This is a genomic window from Streptomyces sp. NPDC001927, from assembly GCF_053594455.1.
Genome location: NZ_JBSFEN010000002.1, coordinates 1 through 21,223, shown reverse-complemented (window position 1 = coordinate 21,223; position 21,223 = coordinate 1). Strand labels below are relative to the sequence as shown.

Annotated in this window: 20 protein-coding genes; 12 read left to right on the top strand and 8 right to left on the bottom strand. The window is 72.1% G+C overall.

What is annotated here, in order from left to right; genetic code table 11:
- The first annotated feature begins 21 nt into the window (after positions 1-21).
- The 8 genes from ACWCO8_RS04705 to kdpA all read left to right on the top strand — a co-directional run bounded on the left by ACWCO8_RS04705 (position 22) and on the right by kdpA (position 10,207).
- The gene (locus tag ACWCO8_RS04705) at positions 22-2,547 is read left to right on the top strand and encodes a DUF4118 domain-containing protein (protein ID WP_451030915.1); all 2,526 of its coding nucleotides are present in this window, start codon (positions 22-24) and stop codon (positions 2,545-2,547) included.
- 151 nt (positions 2,548-2,698) lie between these two features.
- Positions 2,699-3,232 carry a universal stress protein gene (locus ACWCO8_RS04700; RefSeq protein WP_384509132.1) on the top strand — a complete coding sequence of 178 codons (534 nt, stop codon included), beginning with the start codon at positions 2,699-2,701 and terminating at the stop codon, positions 3,230-3,232.
- Positions 3,233-3,446: 214 nt separating this feature from the next.
- On the top strand, positions 3,447-3,959 hold the full coding sequence (locus ACWCO8_RS04695) for an SAV_915 family protein (RefSeq protein WP_451030914.1): 513 nt from the start codon (positions 3,447-3,449) through the stop codon (positions 3,957-3,959).
- 9 nt (positions 3,960-3,968) lie between these two features.
- The gene (gene lysA, locus ACWCO8_RS04690; protein ID WP_451030913.1) at positions 3,969-5,318 is read left to right on the top strand and encodes a diaminopimelate decarboxylase; all 1,350 of its coding nucleotides are present in this window, start codon (positions 3,969-3,971) and stop codon (positions 5,316-5,318) included.
- 119 nt (positions 5,319-5,437) lie between these two features.
- Positions 5,438-5,527, top strand: coding sequence for a K(+)-transporting ATPase subunit F (kdpF, locus tag ACWCO8_RS04685; protein ID WP_384509140.1), 90 nt, complete (start codon positions 5,438-5,440; stop codon positions 5,525-5,527).
- On the top strand, positions 5,527-7,683 hold the full coding sequence (gene kdpB, locus ACWCO8_RS04680; RefSeq protein ID WP_451030912.1) for a potassium-transporting ATPase subunit KdpB: 2,157 nt from the start codon (positions 5,527-5,529) through the stop codon (positions 7,681-7,683). The genes kdpF and kdpB overlap by 1 nt, the downstream gene beginning before the upstream one ends.
- 2 nt (positions 7,684-7,685) lie before the next feature.
- Positions 7,686-8,555, top strand: a complete 870-nt coding sequence (locus ACWCO8_RS04675) for a potassium-transporting ATPase subunit C (protein ID WP_451030911.1) — start codon at positions 7,686-7,688, stop codon at positions 8,553-8,555.
- Positions 8,556-8,557: 2 nt separating this feature from the next.
- Positions 8,558-10,207, top strand: coding sequence for a potassium-transporting ATPase subunit KdpA (gene kdpA / locus ACWCO8_RS04670; RefSeq protein WP_451030910.1), 1,650 nt, complete (start codon positions 8,558-8,560; stop codon positions 10,205-10,207).
- A 71-nt stretch (positions 10,208-10,278) separates the two neighbouring features.
- Here the strand turns inward: kdpA and ACWCO8_RS04665 are convergent, their stop codons facing one another.
- The 6 genes from ACWCO8_RS04665 to ACWCO8_RS04640 form a co-directional block, all read right to left on the bottom strand.
- Positions 10,279-11,145, bottom strand: coding sequence for an ABC transporter permease (locus ACWCO8_RS04665; RefSeq protein ID WP_451030909.1), 867 nt, complete (start codon positions 11,143-11,145; stop codon positions 10,279-10,281).
- Positions 11,142-12,041 carry an ABC transporter ATP-binding protein gene (locus tag ACWCO8_RS04660; RefSeq protein ID WP_451030908.1) on the bottom strand — a complete coding sequence of 300 codons (900 nt, stop codon included), beginning with the start codon at positions 12,039-12,041 and terminating at the stop codon, positions 11,142-11,144. Before ACWCO8_RS04660 ends, ACWCO8_RS04665 begins: the two co-directional genes overlap by 4 nt.
- A complete protein-coding gene (locus ACWCO8_RS04655) occupies positions 12,038-12,394 on the bottom strand; it encodes a transcriptional regulator (RefSeq protein WP_451030907.1) in 357 nt (118 codons plus the stop codon). The genes ACWCO8_RS04660 and ACWCO8_RS04655 overlap by 4 nt, the downstream gene beginning before the upstream one ends.
- On the bottom strand, positions 12,391-12,906 hold the full coding sequence (locus ACWCO8_RS04650; protein ID WP_451030906.1) for a hypothetical protein: 516 nt from the start codon (positions 12,904-12,906) through the stop codon (positions 12,391-12,393). The genes ACWCO8_RS04655 and ACWCO8_RS04650 overlap by 4 nt, the downstream gene beginning before the upstream one ends.
- 433 nt (positions 12,907-13,339) lie before the next feature.
- Entirely contained in the window at positions 13,340-13,702 is a 363-nt protein-coding gene (locus ACWCO8_RS04645) for an SAV_915 family protein (RefSeq protein ID WP_451030905.1), read from the bottom strand.
- A gap of 183 nt (positions 13,703-13,885) precedes the next feature.
- Positions 13,886-14,482: a TetR/AcrR family transcriptional regulator gene (locus ACWCO8_RS04640; protein ID WP_451030904.1), complete on the bottom strand. Its 597-nt coding sequence runs from the start codon at positions 14,480-14,482 to the stop codon at positions 13,886-13,888.
- Positions 14,483-14,571: 89 nt separating this feature from the next.
- On the opposite strand from ACWCO8_RS04640, the gene ACWCO8_RS04635 reads away from it, so the two are divergent.
- From ACWCO8_RS04635 to ACWCO8_RS04620, 4 genes are all read left to right on the top strand, one after another.
- Positions 14,572-15,009, top strand: coding sequence for a nuclear transport factor 2 family protein (locus ACWCO8_RS04635; RefSeq protein WP_451030903.1), 438 nt, complete (start codon positions 14,572-14,574; stop codon positions 15,007-15,009).
- Positions 15,006-15,848, top strand: coding sequence for an NmrA family NAD(P)-binding protein (locus tag ACWCO8_RS04630; protein ID WP_451030902.1), 843 nt, complete (start codon positions 15,006-15,008; stop codon positions 15,846-15,848). Before ACWCO8_RS04635 ends, ACWCO8_RS04630 begins: the two co-directional genes overlap by 4 nt.
- Before the next feature lie 159 nt (positions 15,849-16,007).
- Positions 16,008-17,633 (top strand): sulfatase-like hydrolase/transferase, encoded by a 1,626-nt coding sequence (locus tag ACWCO8_RS04625; RefSeq protein ID WP_451030901.1) that lies wholly within the window; start codon positions 16,008-16,010, stop codon positions 17,631-17,633.
- Positions 17,634-17,670: 37 nt separating this feature from the next.
- Positions 17,671-18,993: a cation:proton antiporter gene (locus ACWCO8_RS04620; protein WP_451030900.1), complete on the top strand. Its 1,323-nt coding sequence runs from the start codon at positions 17,671-17,673 to the stop codon at positions 18,991-18,993.
- A gap of 12 nt (positions 18,994-19,005) precedes the next feature.
- On the opposite strand, the gene ACWCO8_RS04615 is transcribed toward ACWCO8_RS04620, so the two are convergent.
- Positions 19,006-20,253, bottom strand: coding sequence for a DUF2254 family protein (locus ACWCO8_RS04615; RefSeq protein WP_451030899.1), 1,248 nt, complete (start codon positions 20,251-20,253; stop codon positions 19,006-19,008).
- A gap of 154 nt (positions 20,254-20,407) precedes the next feature.
- Entirely contained in the window at positions 20,408-21,169 is a 762-nt protein-coding gene (locus ACWCO8_RS04610) for an amino acid ABC transporter ATP-binding protein (protein ID WP_393497911.1), read from the bottom strand.
- Positions 21,170-21,223 lie beyond the last annotated feature (54 nt).

Sequence of the window (21,223 nt, the reverse complement as noted above, 5' to 3'; positions counted from 1 at the left end):
CCAGCCGGCAGGAGCCCGCCGATGCCGCGAGGACGATTGCGGATCCACCTGGGGGCAGCCCCCGGCGTGGGAAAGACGTACGCCATGCTGGAGGAAGCCCAGCGGCTGCGCTCGCTCGGTACGGACGTGGTCGTCGGCTTCGTCGAACCGCACGGGCGACGACCCACCGCCGCCCTCGCCGAGGGCCTGGAGACCGTCCCCCGGCGGACCATGACCCATCGCGGAGCGGTCTTCACCGAGATGGACCTGGACGCGGTGCTCGCCCGCCACCCGCAGGTCGCCCTCGTCGACGAACTCGCCCACACGAACGTGCCCGGCTCCCGCCACGCCAAGCGGTGGCAGGACGTCGAGGAGCTCCTCGACGCGGGCATCGACGTCGTCACCACCCTCAACGTCCAGCACCTGGAATCCCTGGGCGACGTGGTCCGGCAGATCACCGGCGTACCGCAGCGCGAGACCCTGCCCGACGAGGTGGCACGCAGGGCCGAGCAGATCGAACTCGTCGACCTGGACCCGGAGCTGCTGCGGCGCCGCATGCTGCACGGCGAGATCTACCCCGCGGACCGCGTCGAGGCCGCCCTCACCCACTACTTCCGCGTAGGCAACCTCACCGCCCTGCGGGAACTCGCGCTGCTGTGGCTTGCCGACCGCGTCGAGGAAGGCCTGCAGCGCTACCGCGCCGAGCACGGCATCACCGACCCCTGGGAGACCCGCGAACGCATCATGGTCGCCCTGACCGGAGGCCCGGAGGGCGAGACCCTGATCCGCCGGGCGGCCCGCGTCACCGCCCGCACCCCCGGCAGCGAGCTCCTCGCCGTCCACGTCGTACCGAGCGACGGACTCGTCCACGCCGACCCGGCCGCCCTCACCGCCCAGCGCTCCCTGGTGGAGTCGCTCGGCGGCAGCTACCACCAGACCACCGGCGACGACCTCCCCGAGACCCTGATCCAGTTCGCGGAGGCCGAGAACGTCACCCAGATCGTGCTGGGCGCCAGTCGGCGCGGACGCCTCTCGACCTTCCTGTACGGAAGCGTGGGGCACCGCACGATCCGGCGGTCCGGGCCCATCGACGTGCTCGTCGTGACCCACGAGGAGGCCGCCGGTTCCTCCCCGCGCCTGCGGCTCCCGCACCCGCCGCACGCCACCGGACCGGGGTGGCGACGGCGATTCTGGGCGGCGATGGTGCTGGCGGCGGTCGCGCTGCCCGCTCTCACCCTGTTCCTCGCCGCCATGCGCGACGACGTGGACCTCGCCTTCGTCCTGCTGCTCTACCTCCTGGGGATCGTCGTCATCGCGCTCGTCGGCGGGCTCGTGCCCGCCCTGCTCGCCGCGGTGGCCGCGGGCCTGCTCGCCGACTACTACTTCTCCGAGCCCCTGCACTCCCTGCACGTCGAGCGCACGTCCGACGTGCTCGCCCTGGTCGTCTTCGTGGCCACGGCCATCCTGGTCGGCATGGCCTCGGGCATGGCCGCGCGCCGGACCTACGAGGCCGTCCGCGCGAGATCCGAGGCGCGGGCGCTCAGCCGGCTGGCAGCCGCCCTGATGCACGGTGAGGGTCTGCCGGCCCTGCTCGAACAGGTCAGGGAGGACTTCGGCCTCGACGCGGTCAGCCTCCTCGAAGAGGACACGGACCACCCCGCCGAGCCCCGCTGGCACGTGGTCGCCGACGCCGGTGAGGAGCCGCCGCGCCGCCCTTACGACGCGGATGTGGAGTGCCCCGCCGGTGAGGGACTGACCCTGGCCGCCCGGGGCCGGAGCCTGAGCAGCGACGACCGGCTGCTGCTCGGCGCGTGCGCGGCGCAGCTGGTGCTCGCGTACGTGCACGGCCGGCTCGCCGTCGCCGCGGCCGAGACCGGCCACCGCGCCGAGGCCGAGCACACCCGGGCCTCCCTTCTCCTCGCCGCGAGCCGCGACCTGAGGGCCCCGCTGCGCACCGCCGAGGAGGCCCTCGGCCGCCTCGCCACCCACCCCGCGGAGGAGGACGGGGCCCTCGCCACGGCGCGGTCCTCGGTGCGCCGTGCCGCCCAGCTCGTCAGGGACCTCGACGTCCTCAGCCGGCTGCACGCCGAATCCCTCGACATGTACCCGCGCCCCGTCGACCTCGACGAAGTCCTGACCGAGGTCCTGGACACCCTCGGCCCCGGCAGCCGGCGGATCCGGTTCAGCCTGCCGGAACGGCTGCCCGACGTGATCGCCGACGCGGCGGTGCTCACCCGCGTCCTGGCCGCCCTCGCGGCGGAGGCCCTGCGCCACGCCCCGTCCGAGGTGCCCGCGCGGCTGACGGCCGAGTCCGGGCCCGGGCGGGTGGCGATCCGCGTGACGGACGGGGGCCCCGACGGGACCGTCGACCGGGCCGGGAGCGCGGAGCCCGCCGAGCCTCCGGTGAAGGCGGGCCGACCGAGGACGGACACCGTGATCCTGCGGCTCTCCCGAGGCCTGATCGAGGCGATGGGCGGCACCCTCGAACCCGTGGCGAACGGCTCCGCCTTCACGATGCTCCTCACCCTCCCGACGGCCACTCCCCGCCGGCCCCGTCAAGACGCGTAGAGGCGCGTAGGAGGGCACGTACCCCCGCGTCAGAGAAGTGTCAGGCGCTTCCGGAGGCCATGGCATCTCTCTGTCCTCGGGCGTATGCAGGGAGCACTGATTCAGGGAGCACTGAGGTCAGCAGGTGCGTGAGCCGAGGAGTGATGGAGCGATGAGCGGTGCCGAGGGCCGGCGCGTCGTGGTCGGGGTGAGTGGTTCGCTGGGCAGCCTGGCGGCGCTGCACCGGGCCGTGGACGAGGCGCGCCGTACCCGGGCCGAGCTCGTGGCCGTCCTGTCCTGGCTGCCGCCGGACGGCGAGCTGGCCCAGCGGCGCCTGGTGTGCCCTCCGGCGGTCGACTTCCAGCGGGCGGCGGTGGAGCGGCTGCTCGAAACCATGGACGACGCGTTCGGCGGCGCGGGCCCCGGGGTGCCCTGGCAGGGCGTGACCGCGCGCGGCCTGCCGGGCCCCGCGCTGGTCGAGGCGGCCGACCGCGCCGGCGACCTCCTGGTCATCGGCGCGGGGCGGCGCGGCGGCCTGCGCCGGCTGATGTTCCCGTCGGTCGTCCGGTACTGCGTCGCCCACGCGGCCTGCCCCGTGCTCGCCGTACCGCCGTCGCCGCTGCTGAGCGAACTGGACTCCGCGCACCGCCGGCTCGGCCGGTGGTCGCGCTTCGACGCCCGCCAGTTGACGGAGGGCGCGCCCTGAGACCGGGGCTGTATCCCGAGGCACTCCGGACACCTTCGCCACAACCCGGCCCGGTACTCGTCAGGAGCGCGTTACGGGTCCGGGGAATCGCGTCAAGCGCCCGTCAGCGGGGTGGCTGGATCCCGACCCGGCGGGCATAGCTTCATCTCGGAGCACGCACGGCCACCCGGCCGGGCGACACCGCAACTTCATCACCTTTTCGAGGGGCACTGCCATGTCTGAAGTCGAACACTCCGAGGACCCCGAGCCTTCCGAACGGATCCCGGCCGGACCTCTTCTCGTCCCCGTCCGGTCGGGACCCGCGGGCTACAGCGCCCGCCTCTTCCGTACTCCTCTGGGTGACCGCACGGCCGTCGGATTCACGTCCGAGGCCGGACTCGCCGCCACACTCGGCCCGGACCACGCCTGTATCAGGCTCTCCGAGCCCGCACTGCGCTCCCTCGTCGCGCCCCTCGGCGTCACCGCCCTCACCGTCGACCCGCAGCTCTGCGCCCCCGCGGTCTCGAAGACCCACGACGTCTCGAAGCCTCACGACGTCTCCAAGACCCACGACGGCTCCAAGACTCACAACGTCTCCAAGACTCACGAAGTCTCGAACACCCACGAGGTCTCGAAGGCCCGCGACGACGAGAGCTCCTGGCGGAACTGGGACCCGCAGCACGTCGGTGTCCTCCGTGTGACGGGCGCCGCCGCGCTCGTCTCCTGCGTCCACCTTCTGATCGGCTGAGGAGGCGTCGTGTCCGTATCGCTCGAGTCACCCCTGGTGCCGTCGCCCGCCGAGGGCGAGACCGACGGCCTGTCCATCTGGCCCCGCTCCACGCGTCCCGAGCACGACGGGGACGTCAGCGTCGCCGGTGTGTCGCTCGCCGAGACCGCGGCCCGGTTCGGCACCCCCGTCTACGTCCTGGACGAGGACGAGGTCAGGGAGCGCTGCCGTACGTACCGCACGGCGTTCCCCGAGGCGGATGTCGTCTACGCCGCCAAGGCGTTCCTGTGCCGGGCCATGGCCCACTGGGTCCAGGAGGAAGGACTCGGCCTCGACGTGTGCTCGGCGGGGGAGTTGACGCTCGCCGTCACCACCGGTTTCCCGCCCGAGAAGATCGTTCTGCACGGCAACGCCAAGAGCCCCGAGGACCTCGACACCGCCGTACGCCTCGGTGTCGGCCGGATCGTCGTCGACAGCCCCTCGGAGATCGCGCGCCTCGCCGCGATCGTGCCGCAGGGCTCCCGTCAGCAGGTCATGCTGCGGGTCGTCCCCGGCATCGCGGCCGGCGGCCACGCCAAGGTGCGGACCGGTACGGAGGATCAGAAGTTCGGTCTCTCCGTCACGGACGGCTCCGCGCAGCACGCGGTCGCCCGGGTGCTCGACCAGCCCCGCCTCGAACTCGTCGGACTGCACTGCCACATCGGCTCGCAGATCACCTCCGTCAAGCCGTACATCGCCGCCGTGCGGCGCATGATCGGCCTGATGGCCCGGATCAGGGAGCAACACGGCGTCGAGCTGCCGCAGTTGAACATCGGCGGCGGACACGGCATCGCCTACCGGCCCGGCGAGGAGAGCCTCGACGTGCAGGTGCTGGCGGGCCGCGTCCTGGCCGAACTGCACGACGGCTGCGGCAAGGTGAAGCTGGCCGTGCCCCGGCTCACGATCGAGCCGGGCCGGGCGGTCGTCGGCCCCGCCGGCGTCTGCGTCTACCGGGTCCTCTCCGTCAAGCGCACCGGGTCGCACACCTTCGTCGCCGTCGACGGCGGCATGAGCGACAACCCCCGGCCCGCGCTCTACGGGGTGCGCTACTCACCCCGCCTGATCGGCCGTCACTCCACCGCGGCTCCCCGCCTCGTCACCGTCGTCGGCCGCCACTGCGAGGCCGGAGACGTGCTGGCGGAGGAGGTCCCGCTGCCCGAGGACGTCCACCCCGGCGACCTGCTTGCCGTGCCGGTGGCCGGCGCGTACCACCTCTCCATGGCCTCCGGCTACAACCTGGTCGGCCGGCCGCCCGTCGTCGCCGTGAAGGACGGCGCCGCCCGCACGCTCGTACGCCGCGAGTCGCTCGACGACATGAGCCGCCGGGACATCGGCCTCTAGAGCCGTCAGAAAGCTCCCTCTCCCACGGTCCTCCGCCGGGTCCCCCGGCGGAGGACCACTCACCGCTGTGCACACAGCACCCCGTCCGTCCCCTTCCTGTCTGAGTACGAGGTCCTCTGATGACCGTGGAAAACATCGTCGGCCTGATCGTGGCCGTCGCGCTGCTCGGCTACCTCGTGGTGGCCCTGATCAAGCCGGAGCGTTTCTGATGTCCGCTCCCGTGCGGGAACGCCCCGCCCCCGCGGTCGACCACCAGCCGTCCGCACCCGAGCGTCCGCGCCGGGTCGGTGCCGGAATGCTCGATCCGAAGCAGCTGTGGCGCGCCCTGCCGCAGGCCCTGCGCAAGCTGAACCCGGTGACCCTGTTCCGTAACCCGGTCATGTTCGTGACCGAGGTCGGCGCCACGCTCACCACCGGCATCGCGCTCTTCAACCCCACCGGCTTCGGCTGGCTGATCACCGGCTGGCTCTGGCTCACGGTCATCTTCGCCAACCTCGCCGAGGCCGTCGCGGAGAGCCGCGGCAAGGCCCAGGCCGACACGCTGCGCAGGACCCGTCAGCAGACCGTGGCCCGCCGCCTCGCCGGCTGGGAGCCCGGCGCCGGCGAGGGCTCGTACGTGGAGGAGGAGGTCGCCGCTTCGGAGCTCCGGCGCGGCGACATCGTGTCCGTCCCCGCCGGCGAGCTGATCCCCGGCGACGGCGACGTCATCGAGGGCGCCGCGAGCGTCGACGAGTCCGCGATCACCGGCGAATCGGCGCCCGTGATCCGGGAGTCCGGCGGCGACCGCAGCGCGGTCACCGGCGGTACCCGGGTGCTCTCCGACCGGCTCGTCGTCCGTGTCACCCAGGAGCCCGGGCAGAGCTTCCTCGACCGCATGATCGGCCTGGTCGAGGGCGCCAACCGGCAGAAGACCCCCAACGAGCTGGCGCTCAACCTGCTTCTGGTCATGCTGACCTTCGTCTTCCTGGTCGCGGTCGTGACCCTGCAGCCGATGGCGATCTTCTCCAAGGACGCGATGGCTGCCGCGCACGACACCGCCGCCCTGACCGCCGACGGCGTCACCGGCATCGTCCTCGTCTCGCTGCTCGTCTGCCTGATCCCCACCACGATCGGCGCACTCCTGTCCGCGATCGGCATCGCGGGCATGGACCGGCTCGTCCAGCGCAACGTCCTGGCCATGTCCGGGCGGGCCGTCGAGGCCGCCGGCGACGTCAACACGCTGCTGCTCGACAAGACTGGCACCATCACCTTCGGCAACCGGCGCGCCGGCGCGTTCCTGACGGTCGGCCAGGAGCCGGTCGAGCGGCTCGCCCGCGCCGCGCTCCTCTCCTCGCTCGCCGACGAGACGCCCGAGGGCCGGTCGATCGTCGAATACGCCTACGAGAAGCACCAGTTGACCGAGCGCGTCGTCGAAGGCGCCACTTGGGTGCCGTTCACCGCCACCACCCGGATGTCCGGGGTCGACCTGCCCGACGGCAGGCGGCTGCGCAAGGGAGCGGCCGCCGCGGTCGCCGCCTGGGTGCGCGAGCAGGGCGGCGAGGTCCCGGTCGCGCTCGACGCGACCGTGGAGCAGGTCTCCGCGTCCGGTGGCACGCCGCTGGCCGTCGCGGAGTCGACGAGCGACGGCACGGCCGAGGTGCTCGGCGTCGTCCACCTCAAGGACGTCGTCAAGCCCGGCCTGCGGGAGCGCTTCGACGAGCTGCGCCGGATGGGCATCCGTACGGTGATGATCACCGGCGACAACCCGGTGACCGCCAAGGCCATCGCCGAGGAGGCCGGCGTCGACGACTTCCTCGCCGAGGCCACGCCCGAGGACAAGCTCGACCTGATCAAGCGCGAGCAGGCCGACGGCAAGCTCATCGCGATGACCGGCGACGGCACCAACGACGCGCCCGCGCTCGCCCAGGCGGACGTCGGCGTGGCGATGAACACGGGTACGTCGGCCGCGAAGGAGGCCGGCAACATGGTCGACCTCGACTCCGACCCCACGAAGATCATCGAGATCGTCGAGATCGGCAAGCAACTCCTCATCACGCGTGGGGCGTTGACCACCTTCTCGATCGCCAACGACATCGCGAAGTACTTCGCGATCCTGCCCGCGATGTTCGCCGCGGTGTACCCGGGTCTCGGTCGGCTCAACATCATGGACCTGCACTCGCCGCTGTCCGCGATCCTCTCCGCGGTCGTCTTCAACGCGGTCGTCATCGTCGCGCTGATCCCGCTCGCCCTGCGCTACCGGCCGTCGTCCGCGTCCGCGCTACTCACCCGCAACCTGTGGATCTACGGACTCGGCGGTGTCATCGCCCCGTTCCTGGCCATCAAGTTCATCGACTTCGCCCTCGTCCAGTTCATTCCGGGGATCTGACCATGACACGCATCCCGCACTGGCTCGCCCAGCACATCGCCGCACTCCGGGTCGTCCTCGTCCTCACGGTGCTCACCGGCCTGCTCTACCCCCTGGCCCTCACGGCCGCGGCCCACGTGCCAGGGCTGAGAGACAAGGCGGAGGGCTCCACGGTCAAGGGTGTCGACGGCAAGCTCGCCGGCTCGTCCCTGATCGGCCAGTCCTTCACCGACGACAAGGGCAACCCGATCGAGCGGTACTTCCAGTCCCGGCCGTCCAACGCCGGTACGGGCTACGACGCCACGTCCTCGGGCGCCGGAAACCAGGGCCCCGAGTCCATCGTCGACACCCCGGACAAGCCGAGCCTGCTCACCCTGGTGTGCGGCCGCAGCAAGGCGGTCGGCGCACTCGAGGGCGTCGACGGCTCGCGTCCGTACTGCACGGACGACGGCGTCGGCGCGGTCCTCGGCGTCTTCCGCGACGGGGGCACCAGCGGTCGCGTCACCCGGGTCGTCAGCCTCAACCAGGTCTGCCCGGCCAAGCCGTTCCGCGCCGCGTACGAAGGCGTCACGGTCGAGTGCGCCAAGGAGGGCGAGGACTACAGCACGGCCGTGGCCACGCCCGTCCGCGGCGACGCCCCGGCCGCCCCGAAGGTCCCCGCCGACGCGGTGACCGCCAGCGCCAGCGGCCTCGACCCGCACATCAGCCCGGCCTACGCCGCCCTGCAGGCGCCGCGCGTCGCGCGCGAGCGGTCCACGGGCGAGGCCGAGGTCCGCGAGTTGATCGAGAAGTACACCACCGGCCGCACGCTCGGCGTGCTCGGTGAGCCCGTCGTCAATGTCGTCGAGCTCAACATCGCGCTCGACCGCACGTATCCGAAGCAGGGAGCCTGATCATGGCGGCCTGGATCCAGGCATCGATCATCCTCGCCGTGGTCGTGGGACTGCACGTCCCGCTCGGCGACTACATGGCGCGCGTCCTCGACGGCGGCAGACACAGCCGTACGGAGAAGGTGCTGTACAAGGTCTGCGGCGTCGACCCGGACCGGGAGCAGACCTGGCGGCACTACTTCACCGCCCTGCTCGCCTTCACGGTCATGAGCATCGCGGCGCTCTTCACCCTCTTCACGTTCCAGGACAAGCTGCCCTGGTCCACGGGGCACGAGGGCATGCCGTGGCGGCTCGCGCTGCACACCGCGGTCTCCTTCACCACCAACACCAGCTGGCAGAACTACGCCGGTGAGTCCACCACCGGGCACCTCGCCGTCATGGCGGGCCTCGGCGTCCAGGCGTTCGCGTCCGCGGCCGTCGGCATCTGCGTGGCCCTCGTCCTGATCCGGGGCCTGAACCGGCGCTCGACCGCCGACCTCGGCAACTTCTGGGTCGACCTGTCCCGCACCGTCTTCCGCGTCCTGCTGCCCATCGCGGTCCTCGGCGGCCTCGTCCTGATGGCCGGCGGCGTCGTCCAGAGCCTCGGCGGCGGCCAGACCGTCTCCACGGTCGCGGGCGGCGAACAGACCCTGCTCGGCGGGCCCGCCGCCTCGTGGGAGGCGCTCAAGCTCTTCTCGGGCGACGGCGGCGGCGTCTTCAACGCCAACAGCGCCCACCCCTTCGAGAACCCCTCGGCGTGGACCAACGCGTTCGAGATCGTGCTCATGCTGCTCATCCCGACGGCCTGCATCCGCATGTTCGGCCGGATGATCGGCAGCCTCAAGCAGAGCTGGACGCTGCTCACCGTCGTCGGCATCCTCTTCGGCCTGCTGCTCGCGGCCGGCACGCTGGCCCAGTCCACCCACACCGGCACGGTCACCGAGGCGGTCGGCGGACCGTACGAGGGCACCGAGGCCCGCTTCGGCATCCCCGCCTCGACCCTCTTCGGCGTGGCCGCCACGGGCTCGGCGGACGGCGCGGCCAACGCGTCGTACGACAGCTTCTCCAGCCTCGGCGGCGGAGTGCTGCTGTCCGCGATGATGCTCGGCGAGATCGCCCCCGGCGGCACCGGCAGCGGTCTGTACGGCCTGATCATCGTGGTCCTCGTGGCCGTCTTCATCGGCGGACTCATGGTCGGCCGCACGCCCGAGTACCTCCGCAAGCGGATCGGTTACGGCGAGATGCGCTGGGTCGTCACCTACGCGCTGATCCCGCCGACCGTGATCCTCGCCTGCGTGGGTCTGGCGCTCGCCCTCGGGCACGGCCAGAGCTCGATGGGCAACCCGGGGGCGCACGGCCTGACCGAGCTCATCTACGCGTACACCAGCAACACCAACAGCAACGGCAGCGCGATGGCCGGCTTCAACGGCGCCACCGACTTCCACAACCTGCTGATGGTGTTCGCGATGCTGGCCGGGCGCTACCTGCCGATGGTCTGCGTCCTGGCACTCGCCGGCCGACTGGCCAAGCAGCAGCCCGGTGTCGTCACGGTGGGCACCCTGCGCGCGCAGGGCGCCGGCTTCGTCGTCCTGGCCACGGCCGCCTCCGTGATCCTGGCGCTGCTGAACTTCCTGCCCGCCCTCTCCCTCGGAGCGGTGGCGGACGGACTGCTCTAGCGACGACCCCCGCCGACCGCCGGTTCCACGGGCCCATGGGCTTCGTGGAACCGGCGGCGGCATTTCCGTCGTTACGCGGGCAGGGCGCCGCTCTGCGCCGCCTTGCGGTGCCGCGCGGACAGCCGGGAGCCGGTCTCGCGGCGGGCCGCGCGGCGCAGGAGGGGCACCGCGAGGAGGAACCCGAGGACCGCCCAGGCGGTCAGGACTAGGGCGACCATGGGCAGTTCCCAGGAGCCGGCCGCCTCGGCGGTCCGTGCCGAGTCCGGGAGCAGCGCCGAACGCAGCCCCTGCGCCGTCCACTTGAGCGGGAAGACCGAGGCCACCTGCTGGACCGGTCCGGGCAGCGCGGAGAGCGGGAACACCGCCCCCGAAGTGAAGAGCAGCCCCAGCATCGGCAGCATGATCAGCGCCAACGCCTCGCGGGGATTGGGCAGTACGGCTCCGATGGCCGCGCCCAGCGGTACGACGGCGAGCAGCCCGAGCGCGGTCACCCACAGCAGCGTCAGCCAGCCGCCAGGCCCGTGCGGCAGCGGCCCGTCCGCGAGGAGCGCGGCGGCCGCCAGGAGCAGGGCCAGGGTGCCGACCGCCACACCGACGATCAGTACGCATTTGGCGACGAGGTAGGCCGGGATCCCGCCGGGCGTGGCGCGCAGCCGCAGCAGGACGCCCTCCTCGCGCTCGGTCACGAGGATCTGCGGGAGGTTGATCAGCCCGATCTGGAACAGCAGATAGGCGGCGAAGCCCGCGAGGACCAGGTGGGCCATCGGGGCCGCGGTGCCGTCCACGTCGCCGTCGATGTACGTGGCGATGACGACCGCGACGACCACGTTGGACAGGTGGCCGGACATCTCCTTGCCGTTGCGCAGGAGGTGCCGCAGCTCGATGCGGCCGCGCTGGAGCCCGGCACGCCAGGCGTTCGTCCTGGGGGTCTTCGTCATGCGACCTGTGCCTCCTCGGCCGTGTCGTCCGTCTCGCGGTGCACCATGTGCAGGTACGTGTCCTCCAGCGTCGGGCGGCGGACTTCCAGGCCGGCGATCGGCCCTTCCGCGTCCCGGTGGAGCTCCCAGACCAACCGCGAGGGATCCTCGGTGCGTTGGCGGTGGGACGTCCCGTCGAGGGCCGTCCAGCGGACCTCGGCCCGGGCGGCGGCCCGCCGGGCCAGCTCCTCGGGCGTGCCGCAGGCCCTGATCCGGCCGCCGACGAGCATGGCGATCCGGTCCGCGAGCCGCTCGGCCTCCACCAGGTCGTGGGTGGTGAGCACCACGGTGACGCCCTCGTCGTGGGCCAGCCGCTCGACCAGGACGTGGAACTCGTGCCGCGCCTCCGGGTCGAAGCCGGTGGTCGGCTCGTCCAGGAAGAGCAGTTCGGGGCGGCCGACGATGCCGAGCGCGACGTCGAGACGCCGGCGCTGCCCGCCGGACAGCCGGGCCACCTGCCGGCCGGCCTGCTCGGTGAGACCGACCAGGGCGAGCAGTTCGGCCGGGTCGCGGGGGTCGGGGTAGTACGTGGCGAAGTGCGTCAGCAGCTCGGCGACCCGCCAGCGGCCGTGGTCGCGCCACGACTGCAGGACAAGCCCGATCCGGCCGCGCCACGCGTCGTCGCCGCGCTCCGGATCCGTACCGAGGACGCTCACGTCACCGCCGGAACGCCTCCGGAAGCCCTCCAGGATCTCGACCGTGGTCGTCTTCCCGGCTCCGTTGGGTCCGAGCAGCGCGAAGACCTCGCCGCGGTCGATGTCCAGGTCGACGCCGTGCAGGACATCGATGTCGCCGTACGCCATCCGCACGCCGCGCGCGTGGACGACGGGCTCGGCGGAGGTGTTCCGTAGCGTCATCGCCCGGCCCCCGAGGAGGCATGGGGTGCCGGTGCGGGTGCGTCGGTCGCCGCCGGGAACCCGGCGCCCTCGACGATCGCCCGGAGAGCCGCCACATGCCCCTCGAAGGCGGAGCGGCCGCGGTCAGTCAGCCGTACCCGGGTGCGCCGCTTGCGGCCGCCGCCGTCCTTCTGGAGCTCCAGATAGCCGGCCTCCTCCAGGGTGTGCAGCCGCTTGGAGAGCGCGGAGTCGCTGAGCGAGAGGCTGTCGCGGACGAACGCGAAGTCCGCCCATTCGGTGGCGGCGAGCAACGAGACCACGGACAGCCGGGTGGCGGGATGGATCAGCTCGTCGAAGCCGGCGGGAATACTCATCGCTCGGCCCCCGCATCCGCCGCGCCCACGGCCCGTACGCCTCGGCCCCGCACCGATCGGGCGGCCCAGCGGCTCGTGGGCCCGACGAACAGCAGAAACGCCGTCGCGGAGACCGTGGCCTGGATCAGACTGCCGGCCATCGGATCCAGCGAGTCGACCAGACGGCCGGACAGCAGGGTCGTGCCGCCGGTGACCAACGCCCCGGCGCCGAACGCGGCGAACATCCGCCACGTGCACCGGGTGTGATGCAGGCGCACCCGGCTCCGGCGGTTCTGGACCGTGCCCACCACGGCAAGGAGCGCGGCGTACGCGGCGATGACCAGCGCCACGCCCCACCCGGGCAGGTCCAGGCCCAGACCGGCCAGGAAGAGCCACATGAGCCCGGCCGTGGCCCAGGTGCTGCCCCGCCCGCCGGCGGCGGACCGCTCGACCTCGTCGTACACCCGCTCCTGCGGCACGCGGATGCGCTGCAGGTCCCTCCATGCCTGTTCGGCGCTCACCGGTGTGCTCACGTCGCATGCCCTCCCGCGTCCCCGCTCTACTTTCCTACCAGGAAAGCTAACCCCGACTTTCCTTCCAGGCAAGTCGGGGAGGCGGGCGACCCGGCAGGTCGGCTGTCAACAACGCGTGAATCCGGACCCGAACACCGTCAGGGCCGCGTCAGCAAGGGCGGATCCTGACCGAAACGGATCGCAGAATGATCGGCATGGGGGGCGGACGACCGCCCGTGGCGTGGGTCGGTGGGTGATTGACCATCACTACCAGAAAACGCCCAGTCCGGAAGCGGGGGCCCGGACGGGCGTGAGGAACCCGCCACAGAGACGGTCGTCCCAAAAGAGGACCGCCCGGCCGAGCGAGGGGCAAGGCCGGGCGGTCCCTATTTCTTCGACAGTTCACCATCTCTGAAGGGTGAGGTCGCCCCACCCCTCGGAGGGTGTCGACGGCCTAGGCGGCCTGGGTGGTGGTTGTGCCGGGGGCCGGCAGGACCGGAGTGGCGGGGGATCCGATCGCCCCGACGGTGACCGCGGGTGCGGTGAGGGTCGGGTCGACGGTCAGTATCGACGCGCCGATCGGCTCGGCGATGGCGCGGAGCGCGGACTCGGTGAGCCGGATCCAGGGCTGGTCGGCGCCAAGGGTGGCGGCCAGTCGCTCCTGGCTGGTGAACCCAACTGCGGTACGGGCTCCGAGCGGGGTGCGGAACAGCCGCACCACCACTTCCGCCCGCCCCGGCCGGACGGGCACGTAGAGAGGCCCGGCCGGCTCAGGTTCTTCAGGCTCCGGATCGTCGTCGTACTGGAACAGACACATGGGACCCTCCATAGGGACCGCGAGCGGCAACTGAGGCCCCGGATGCACCAAGCACCCGAGGCGCGCACTCGAAGCTATCCCCGCCCCCACCCGCCTGCGTCCCTTCCTTGACGTGACCTTGATGGCGCCGGTCGAGTCCATACGGACCACTGACGGCCCCGGGCCCGAGGCCCGGGTGTGCCGCTAACACGTGGTGACGACTCTGCTTGCGTACTCCGCCAGTTGGGCCCTGAGCTGCTCGCGCGGCACGCCTTCCTTCCCGGCCAGCTGTTCGACCAGGTCCGCGCGGGTGGCGGCCAGCAGGGCGTGGGCGGTGAAGGCGGGGTTGGGCAGGGCGGGGAGCTGTTCCAGGACGGACCGGAGCCGGTCGTGCCAGTGCGCGTAGTGCCCGGCCTGGTACGGGCTGCTGCTCGTCCCGCTCTCCTCCAGGGCCAGGGCGAGGGGGCGGTTGTCGAGCTTGAAGCAGAGGATCGCGTCGAGCAGGGCGGGGACGCGGTCCTGGGGTGGGGCGGTCGGGCCCAGGGGTGGCGGGCCTGTCTCGACGGCTTCGACGACCGGCTCCAGGCGGGCCTCGTACAGGGCCCGCAGCAGGCCCGCGCGGTCGCCGAAGGCGCGGAAGAGCGTTCCCTTGCCGACGCCCGCCGCCGCCGCGATGTCGGCCATCGTGAGGTCCTCGGGGCGCTCGGAGCGGGCGAAGAGGGCGTCGGCGGCCTCCAGGACGGCCTGTCGGTTGCGCGCCGCGTCCTTGCGGGTCCTCCGCTCGGGCTGGGGCAGGGTCACGAGCTCCTCCGGTTGAAAAGCGGACCCTTGGTCCGTATCGTTCTGCAAGCGGACCCCCGGTCCGTATTCTCTGAGAACGGAGCATACCCATGTCCGTACCCGCATCGGCCTCACCCGCGGATCTGTACCGCCACAGCCTGCGGCTCCTGCTCGACAAGGACATCCCCGGCTGGGTCGGCCTCTGGGCCGAGGACGGCGTGATGGAGTTCCCCTTCGCGCCCCCGGGAATGCCGTCGCGGCTCGACGGACGCGAGGCGATCGCCGCGTACATGCGTCCCTATCCGGACAGCATCGACGTGCACGACTTCCCCGAAGCCGACCTGCGGATCCACGAGACCACCGAGCCGCGGACCATCGTCGTCGAGATGCGTGGCGTCGGCCGGCTCGTGGAGGGCGACCGCCCCTTCGACATGACGTACATCGCCGTCGTCACCGTCGAGGACGGGCGCTTCACCTCCTACCGCGACTACTGGAACCCGCTCGCCGTCCTCGACGCCGGCGTCGACCTCGCCGGGAGCAGCCGATGACCGCCGCCGGAACCACCCTCGTCATCGGCGCCACCGGGACCACGGGCAGCCGCACGTGCGCCCAGTTGACGGCCGCGGGCCACGCGGTCCGGGCGGCCGGCCGCCGGGGCACGCCCGTCGCCGGCGCCGAGCCGGTCCGGTTCGACTGGTACGACCCGGCGAGCCACGCCGACGCCCTCGACGGCGCCGAGCGCGTCTACGTGATCCCGCCCGTGGGCGACCCCGACCCCGCGGGCGTCGTCCTGCCCTTCCTGCGCAGGGCCCGCGCCGCGGGTGTTCGGCGCGCGGTGCTGCTGAGTTCCTCCGCGATCCCCGAGGGCGGGCCCGCCGTGGGCCAGGTCCACAAGGCGCTGCCGGGCATCTTCGACGAATGGGCGGTGCTGCGGCCGTCCTGGTTCATGCAGAACTTCACCGGCGACCATGTGCACGCACAGAGCATCCGGACCGACGGCGTCGTCAGCACCGCCACCGGAACCGGCCGGGTCGGCTTCGTCGACGCCGAGGACATCGCGGCCGTGGCCGTCCGCGCCCTGACCGACGTCCACGCCCCCGACACCGACCTCGTCCTCACCGGACCCGAGGCTCTCGGCTACGACGACATCGCCACCATCGTCACGGAGGTCACCGGGCGCGCCGTGACCCACCGGCAGCTGTCGCACGCGGAGCTGCGCGACCGGCTCACCGCCTTCATGCCCGAGGAGTTCGCCACGATGCTCGCCGCCATGGACCGGTCCATCGCCGAAGGCGCCGAGGACCGCGTCACCGACACCGTCCAGCGCGTCACCGGCCGCCCCGCACACAGCTTCCGTTCCGTCGCGGAGCGGGAGTTGGGCGGCTAGCGCCACCCCCTCCGGCGTCACCCGGACGGCGGCACGTGGCCGCGCCGCGCGGGCGGGGGAGTGGGGGGCGCCGTAGATTCGGGCGAGGGCCAATGATCGAGCATCTGCGCCGTCCGGCCATGTCGCACGGGTGCGGACCACGTCGGAGGGCAGGTGGCCATGACGCGTCGCCCCAACATCCTGTTGATCGTCACGGACGAGGAGCGGGCGGTCGTCCCACGCCCCGACGGGTTCTCGCTGCCCGCCCGGGAGCGGCTGGCGGCGCGGGGGACGGTATTCGACCGGTTCTACTCGGCCTCGGCGATGTGTAGCTCCGCCCGCTCCGTGCTCTACACCGGACAGCACCTGCCGATCACGGAGATCTACGACAACGACAACATGCCGTACATCCGTCCCCTGGACCCCGCCCTGGGCACGATCGGCACGATGCTGCGCGAGGCCGGCTACTACTGCACCTATCAAGGCAAGTGGCACCTCTCGAACGCCTACATCACTCCGGACCGTCCCGAGCCGACGACGGACGCCCTGGAGCCGTACGGGTTCAGCGAGTTCAACGACTGGGGCGACATCGACGGCGGGGCCTGGGCCGGGCTGAAGATCGACCCGGTCATCGCGGGGCAGGCCGTGCGCTGGCTGCGCAACCGCGCACCGGTCGTGGCGGAGGACCGCCCGTGGTTCATGGCCGTCAACTTCGTGAACCCGCACGACATCATGAGCTTCGACTACGGCGGCTCCCCCCAGGTCCAGCTGCCGTTCGGGCTCGCCCACGCCGTGGTCGCGAAGGCGGCCGCCGACATCCCCGTGTACCGCAAGCGCTGGGACTTCCCGCTGCCCCCGAGCCTGCACGACGACCTGTCCGGCGCCGCCCCCGCCGTGGCCGAGTTCGCGCGGATGCTCGAGACCGTCTTCGGACCAGTGGCCGACGACGCGCACTGGTACGACGGCCTGAACTTCTACCTCAACGCGCTGCGCGACGTCGACCGCAGCGTCGAGCTGGTGCTCGACGCGCTGGAGGCCTCCGGGCAGGCGGACCACACCGTCGTCGCCTTCACCTCCGACCACGGCGAGATGGCCGGCTCCCACGGCCTGCGGCAGAAGGGGAACCTGGTCTACGACGAGAACTTCCACGTCCCCTTCCTCCTCTCCCACCCCGATGTCCAGGGCGGAGGCCGGACCGACGCGCTGGCGTCGTCCGTGGACCTCGCACCGACCCTGCTCGCCTGCGCGGGCGTGGACCAGGCACAGATCGCCGACCGGTATCCCGCGCTCAAGGGCCACTCCCTGCTGTCCGTCCTCGACGGATCCCCGGTACGCGAGGGCGTCCTGACCGCCGTCGAGTCGATCACGACCCTCGACGCCAACTTCTGGTTCGAGTTCGCCGACCCGGACGCCAACGAACGGATCCAGTCCGGTGCGCTGCGCCCCGACTGGACCAAGCGCGGCTTCCTCCGCGGCTACACCGACGAGCGCTACACCTTCGGCCGGTACTTCTCCCCGCTCCGACCGAACCGCCCGGAGGACCTGGACGCCCTCTTCGCCGACAACGACGTCGTCCTCTACGACCGCCAGGAGGACCCGGCCGAGGTCCACAACCTCGCCGCCGACCCGGCCCACCGCGACCTCCTGCTGCGCTACTCCCAGCTCCTGGAGTCGCTCATCTCCGCGGAGATCGGCACGGACACCCGCGCCTGGGTGACCGAACGCCCCCGGCTGCTCGGCTGGCCCACCTGGCACGGCGACACCGACCAGCCGGCGGCGGCCGGGGCGGCATCATCGGGAACGTGAGGGACGAGCGGCCGGACGGCGCGAAGGAAGCGGAGCGATGAGCGGCGGCGCGTGGACGGTGGCGGCGGTGGCGAGCGTCACCGCCGCGTACGCCCTCGGATCGCGGCGCCTGGCGTCGACGCCGGTCTCGTCGGCGATCGTGTTCACGGGCTTCGGCATCCTCATCGGACCCGCCGTCCTCGACCTCGTGAGCCTCGCACCGGACGCCGAGCCGATCATGGTGCTCCTCGAAGCCGCCCTGACGCTCGTGCTGTTCACCGACGCCATGACCGTCCGCCGCCGCGACCTCACCACCGGAGGCTTCCTGCCCCGTCGGCTGCTCGGGATCGGGCTCCTGCTGAGCATCGCCGTCGGCTGGCTGCTCGCCTGGCCCCTGCTGCCGGGGCTCACCATGTGGGAACTCGCGCTCCTCGGCGTGATCCTCGCGCCCACGGACGCCGCGCTGGGCAAGAGCGCCATGTCCGACCCGCGCGTGCCGGGGCTCGTCCGGCAGGGCCTCAACGTGGAGAGCGGCCTCAACGACGGCATGGTGCTGCCGTTCTTCGTGGTCTTCCTCGCCGCGATCCCCGGCACCTCCTACGCCGCCGAAGGCGTGGCCGGCACCTTCTGGCGGGCGCTGGTGCTCAGCACGGTCCTTGGGCTGCTGGTCGGCGGCGTCGGCGGGCGGCTCCTCGCGGCGGCCCGAGCGCGCGGCTGGGTCACGCGGGAGTGGGGACAGGTGTACGTCCTCGCCGTGGCCGTCGCCTCCTACGAACTGGCCGTGGTCGTCGACGGCAGCGGCTTCATCGCCGCCTGGGTCGCCGGCTTCGCCTTCGGACACGCGCTCCGGCACTTCGGGACGGGCCCCGAGGAGAAGCGGGAAGGCCGGGACGACACGCCCGAGTTCGCTGAGAACCTCGGCGGGCTGCTGGCCTCGATCAGCCTCATGCTCTTCGGCGCCGTGCTCCTCGGACCTACCCTGCAACACCTGACCTGGCAGATCGTCGTCTACGCCCTGCTCAGCCTGACCGTCGTCCGCATGGTGCCCGTCGCCCTCTCGCTCCTCGGCAGCGGGCTGCGGGCCCCGACGGTCGCGTACATCGGATGGTTCGGGCCACGAGGACTCGCCTCGGTCGTCCTCGGCCTGCTCATGGTGGAGGAGCACGTCCCCGGTACGACATTGCTGGGCCGGGTCGTCGCGTTCACGGTGGCCCTCAGCGTCCTGCTGCACGGCGTCTCCGCGCCGGCGCTCGCCGGGCGGTACGGCCGCTGGTACCGGCGCGCCTCGGAGACCACCCCCGACGGACTGCGGGAGAGCGCGGCGGTACCGGAGGGGACGGGCCGCCGTCGCCTCGGCCGACTGGACAAGCCCGTCGAGTAGGGCGATCAGCGGTCAGTCGGCGGCCTCGCGCAGGAACGCCGGGTGCCTGCCCGCGAGCTCCTCGTCCACCCAGGCCAGTCGCTCCTCCAGGGCCGGCCGGCGCTCCTCCCGCGCCGCCTCGCGCACCCGAAGGAGCAGGTGCCGGGCGCGGGAGAGCACCATCGGCGCGTCCGAGGCCGCACGGCACACGTCGTCGAACCCGACCCGCACGAACTCCTCCCAGCCAGGCAGGCACATGACCACCCGTACGGCACCCGTGCCATCGGCGATCGACCGGTCGCCCAGCTCCGCGGAGGCGAGCGGACGGAGCAGGCCCTCGACGGCGTCGAGGACCTGGACGGCGGTCGCGGGGTCGTTGATCGCGGGGGAGAGGGCACGGAGCCCGATGTCGGCGAGGAGCCGGAAGGCGAGCGTCGGATCCTGGTGGAAGGTGCGCTCGATCTCGCCGACCACCGCCCGCAGAACCTCAGCGTCGGGCACACGGGCACCGCGGACCTCGGCCACCAGGTCGCCCGGGTAGAGCGTGCTCCCCACCGCCACCTTCACGACCACCACCGCGTCCGCCCCCGTCGCCACCCCTACCAGCCGCAGCCAGTCCACCTGCGCCACGAGGACGGTGTCACCGGCCCAGACGACGGTCGACGTCACCTCCGGCAGGGCGCGCGCCTCGTGAGCGTCGGGCACGGCGCCGTCCGTGCCGTTCGGCGACGGGTACATCGCCCGCAGGACCTCCCGCCCCCGGTCGCGTACATCGGCGAGGACGTGGGCGAGCTGGATGGACTTCAGGGCCTTCAACTGCAGCCGCCGGACCTGTACGAGAGCGGTCGCGGCCAGCACCGTGGCCGTCGCGGGCACGGCCACGGACACGGTGCGGTGCGAGCCGATCGCCAGGGTCGCCGTGACCGAGAACACCAGCACGCCGACCACGAGGGCGAAGAGCCGCCACACCACCGGATCGGTCCGGAACAGGACGAGCCGATGACTGAAGTTCCCCGCCGCCCACTGCACGACCAGGAACAGTACCGAGAAGATCAGCGTCGCGACGCTCAGCACGCCCAGGCCGACGACCTTCAGGACGTCGACGGCCCGCTCCGCGGCCACCTGGTACCCGCCGTCGATCCCTGGCAGCAGCAGCCCCAGGACGAACCCTAGGGCCGCGGCCAGCACCTGCGAGGCCCCCGCGCGGAGCGCGCGCCGCGGCCGCACGACACGCTCGGCCGACCGGTCCGGCCCGAGCGTCATCGTCGGCGGGGCGTCCACAGAGGGTCTCCGATCAGGCGCACGGTCGCGGCGAGAAAACGGTCCGGCCCCGGCCGGGCCGCCGCAAGGCGACATACCGCCGTTCAGCCGACCGGAGCCTCGAACGAGGAAGGGGCGGTACGGAGGCTCTCGTACCGCCCCTTCCCGAGCCCGCTTAGAGGACCTTGGACAGGAATGCCTTGGTCCTGTCGTGCTGCGGGTCGGTCAGGACGTCGCGCGGGTGGCCGGATTCGACCACGACGCCGCCGTCCATGAAGACCAGGTTGTCGCCGACTTCGCGGGCGAAGCCCATTTCGTGGGTCACGACGATCATGGTCATGCCGGACTCGGCGAGGTCGCGCATGACGTCGAGGACGTCGCCGACCAGCTCCGGGTCGAGGGCGGAGGTGGGCTCGTCGAAGAGCATCAGCTTGGGTTCCATCGCCAGCGCGCGGGCGATGGCGACGCGCTGCTGCTGGCCGCCGGAGAGCTGGGAGGGGTAGTTCCCGGCCTTGTCGGCCAGACCCACCCGGTCGAGCAGACGCTCGGCGCGCTCGCGGGCGACGGCCCGTGATTCGCCCTTGACCTGGATGGGGGCTTCCATGACGTTGGCCAGGGCGGTCATGTGGGGGAAGAGGTTGAAGCGCTGGAAGACCATGCCGATGTCGCGGCGCTGGGCGGCGACCTCGCTGTCCTTCAGTTCGTAGAGCTTGTCGCCCTTCTGCCGGTAGCCGACCAGTTCGCCGTCGACGTAGAGCCGGCCGGCGTTGATCTTCTCCAGGTGGTTGATGCACCGCAGGAAGGTCGACTTGCCGGAGCCGGACGGGCCGATGAGGCAGAACACCTCGCCGTTGTTCACCTCGAGGTCGATGCCCTTGAGGATGTGCGCGGGGCCATAGGACTTGTGGACGCCCTCGGCCTTCACCATGAGAGTCACTTGGCCACCGCCTCACGGTTGGAGAATCGGGCGAGGTTCGCCTTGACCTTCTGC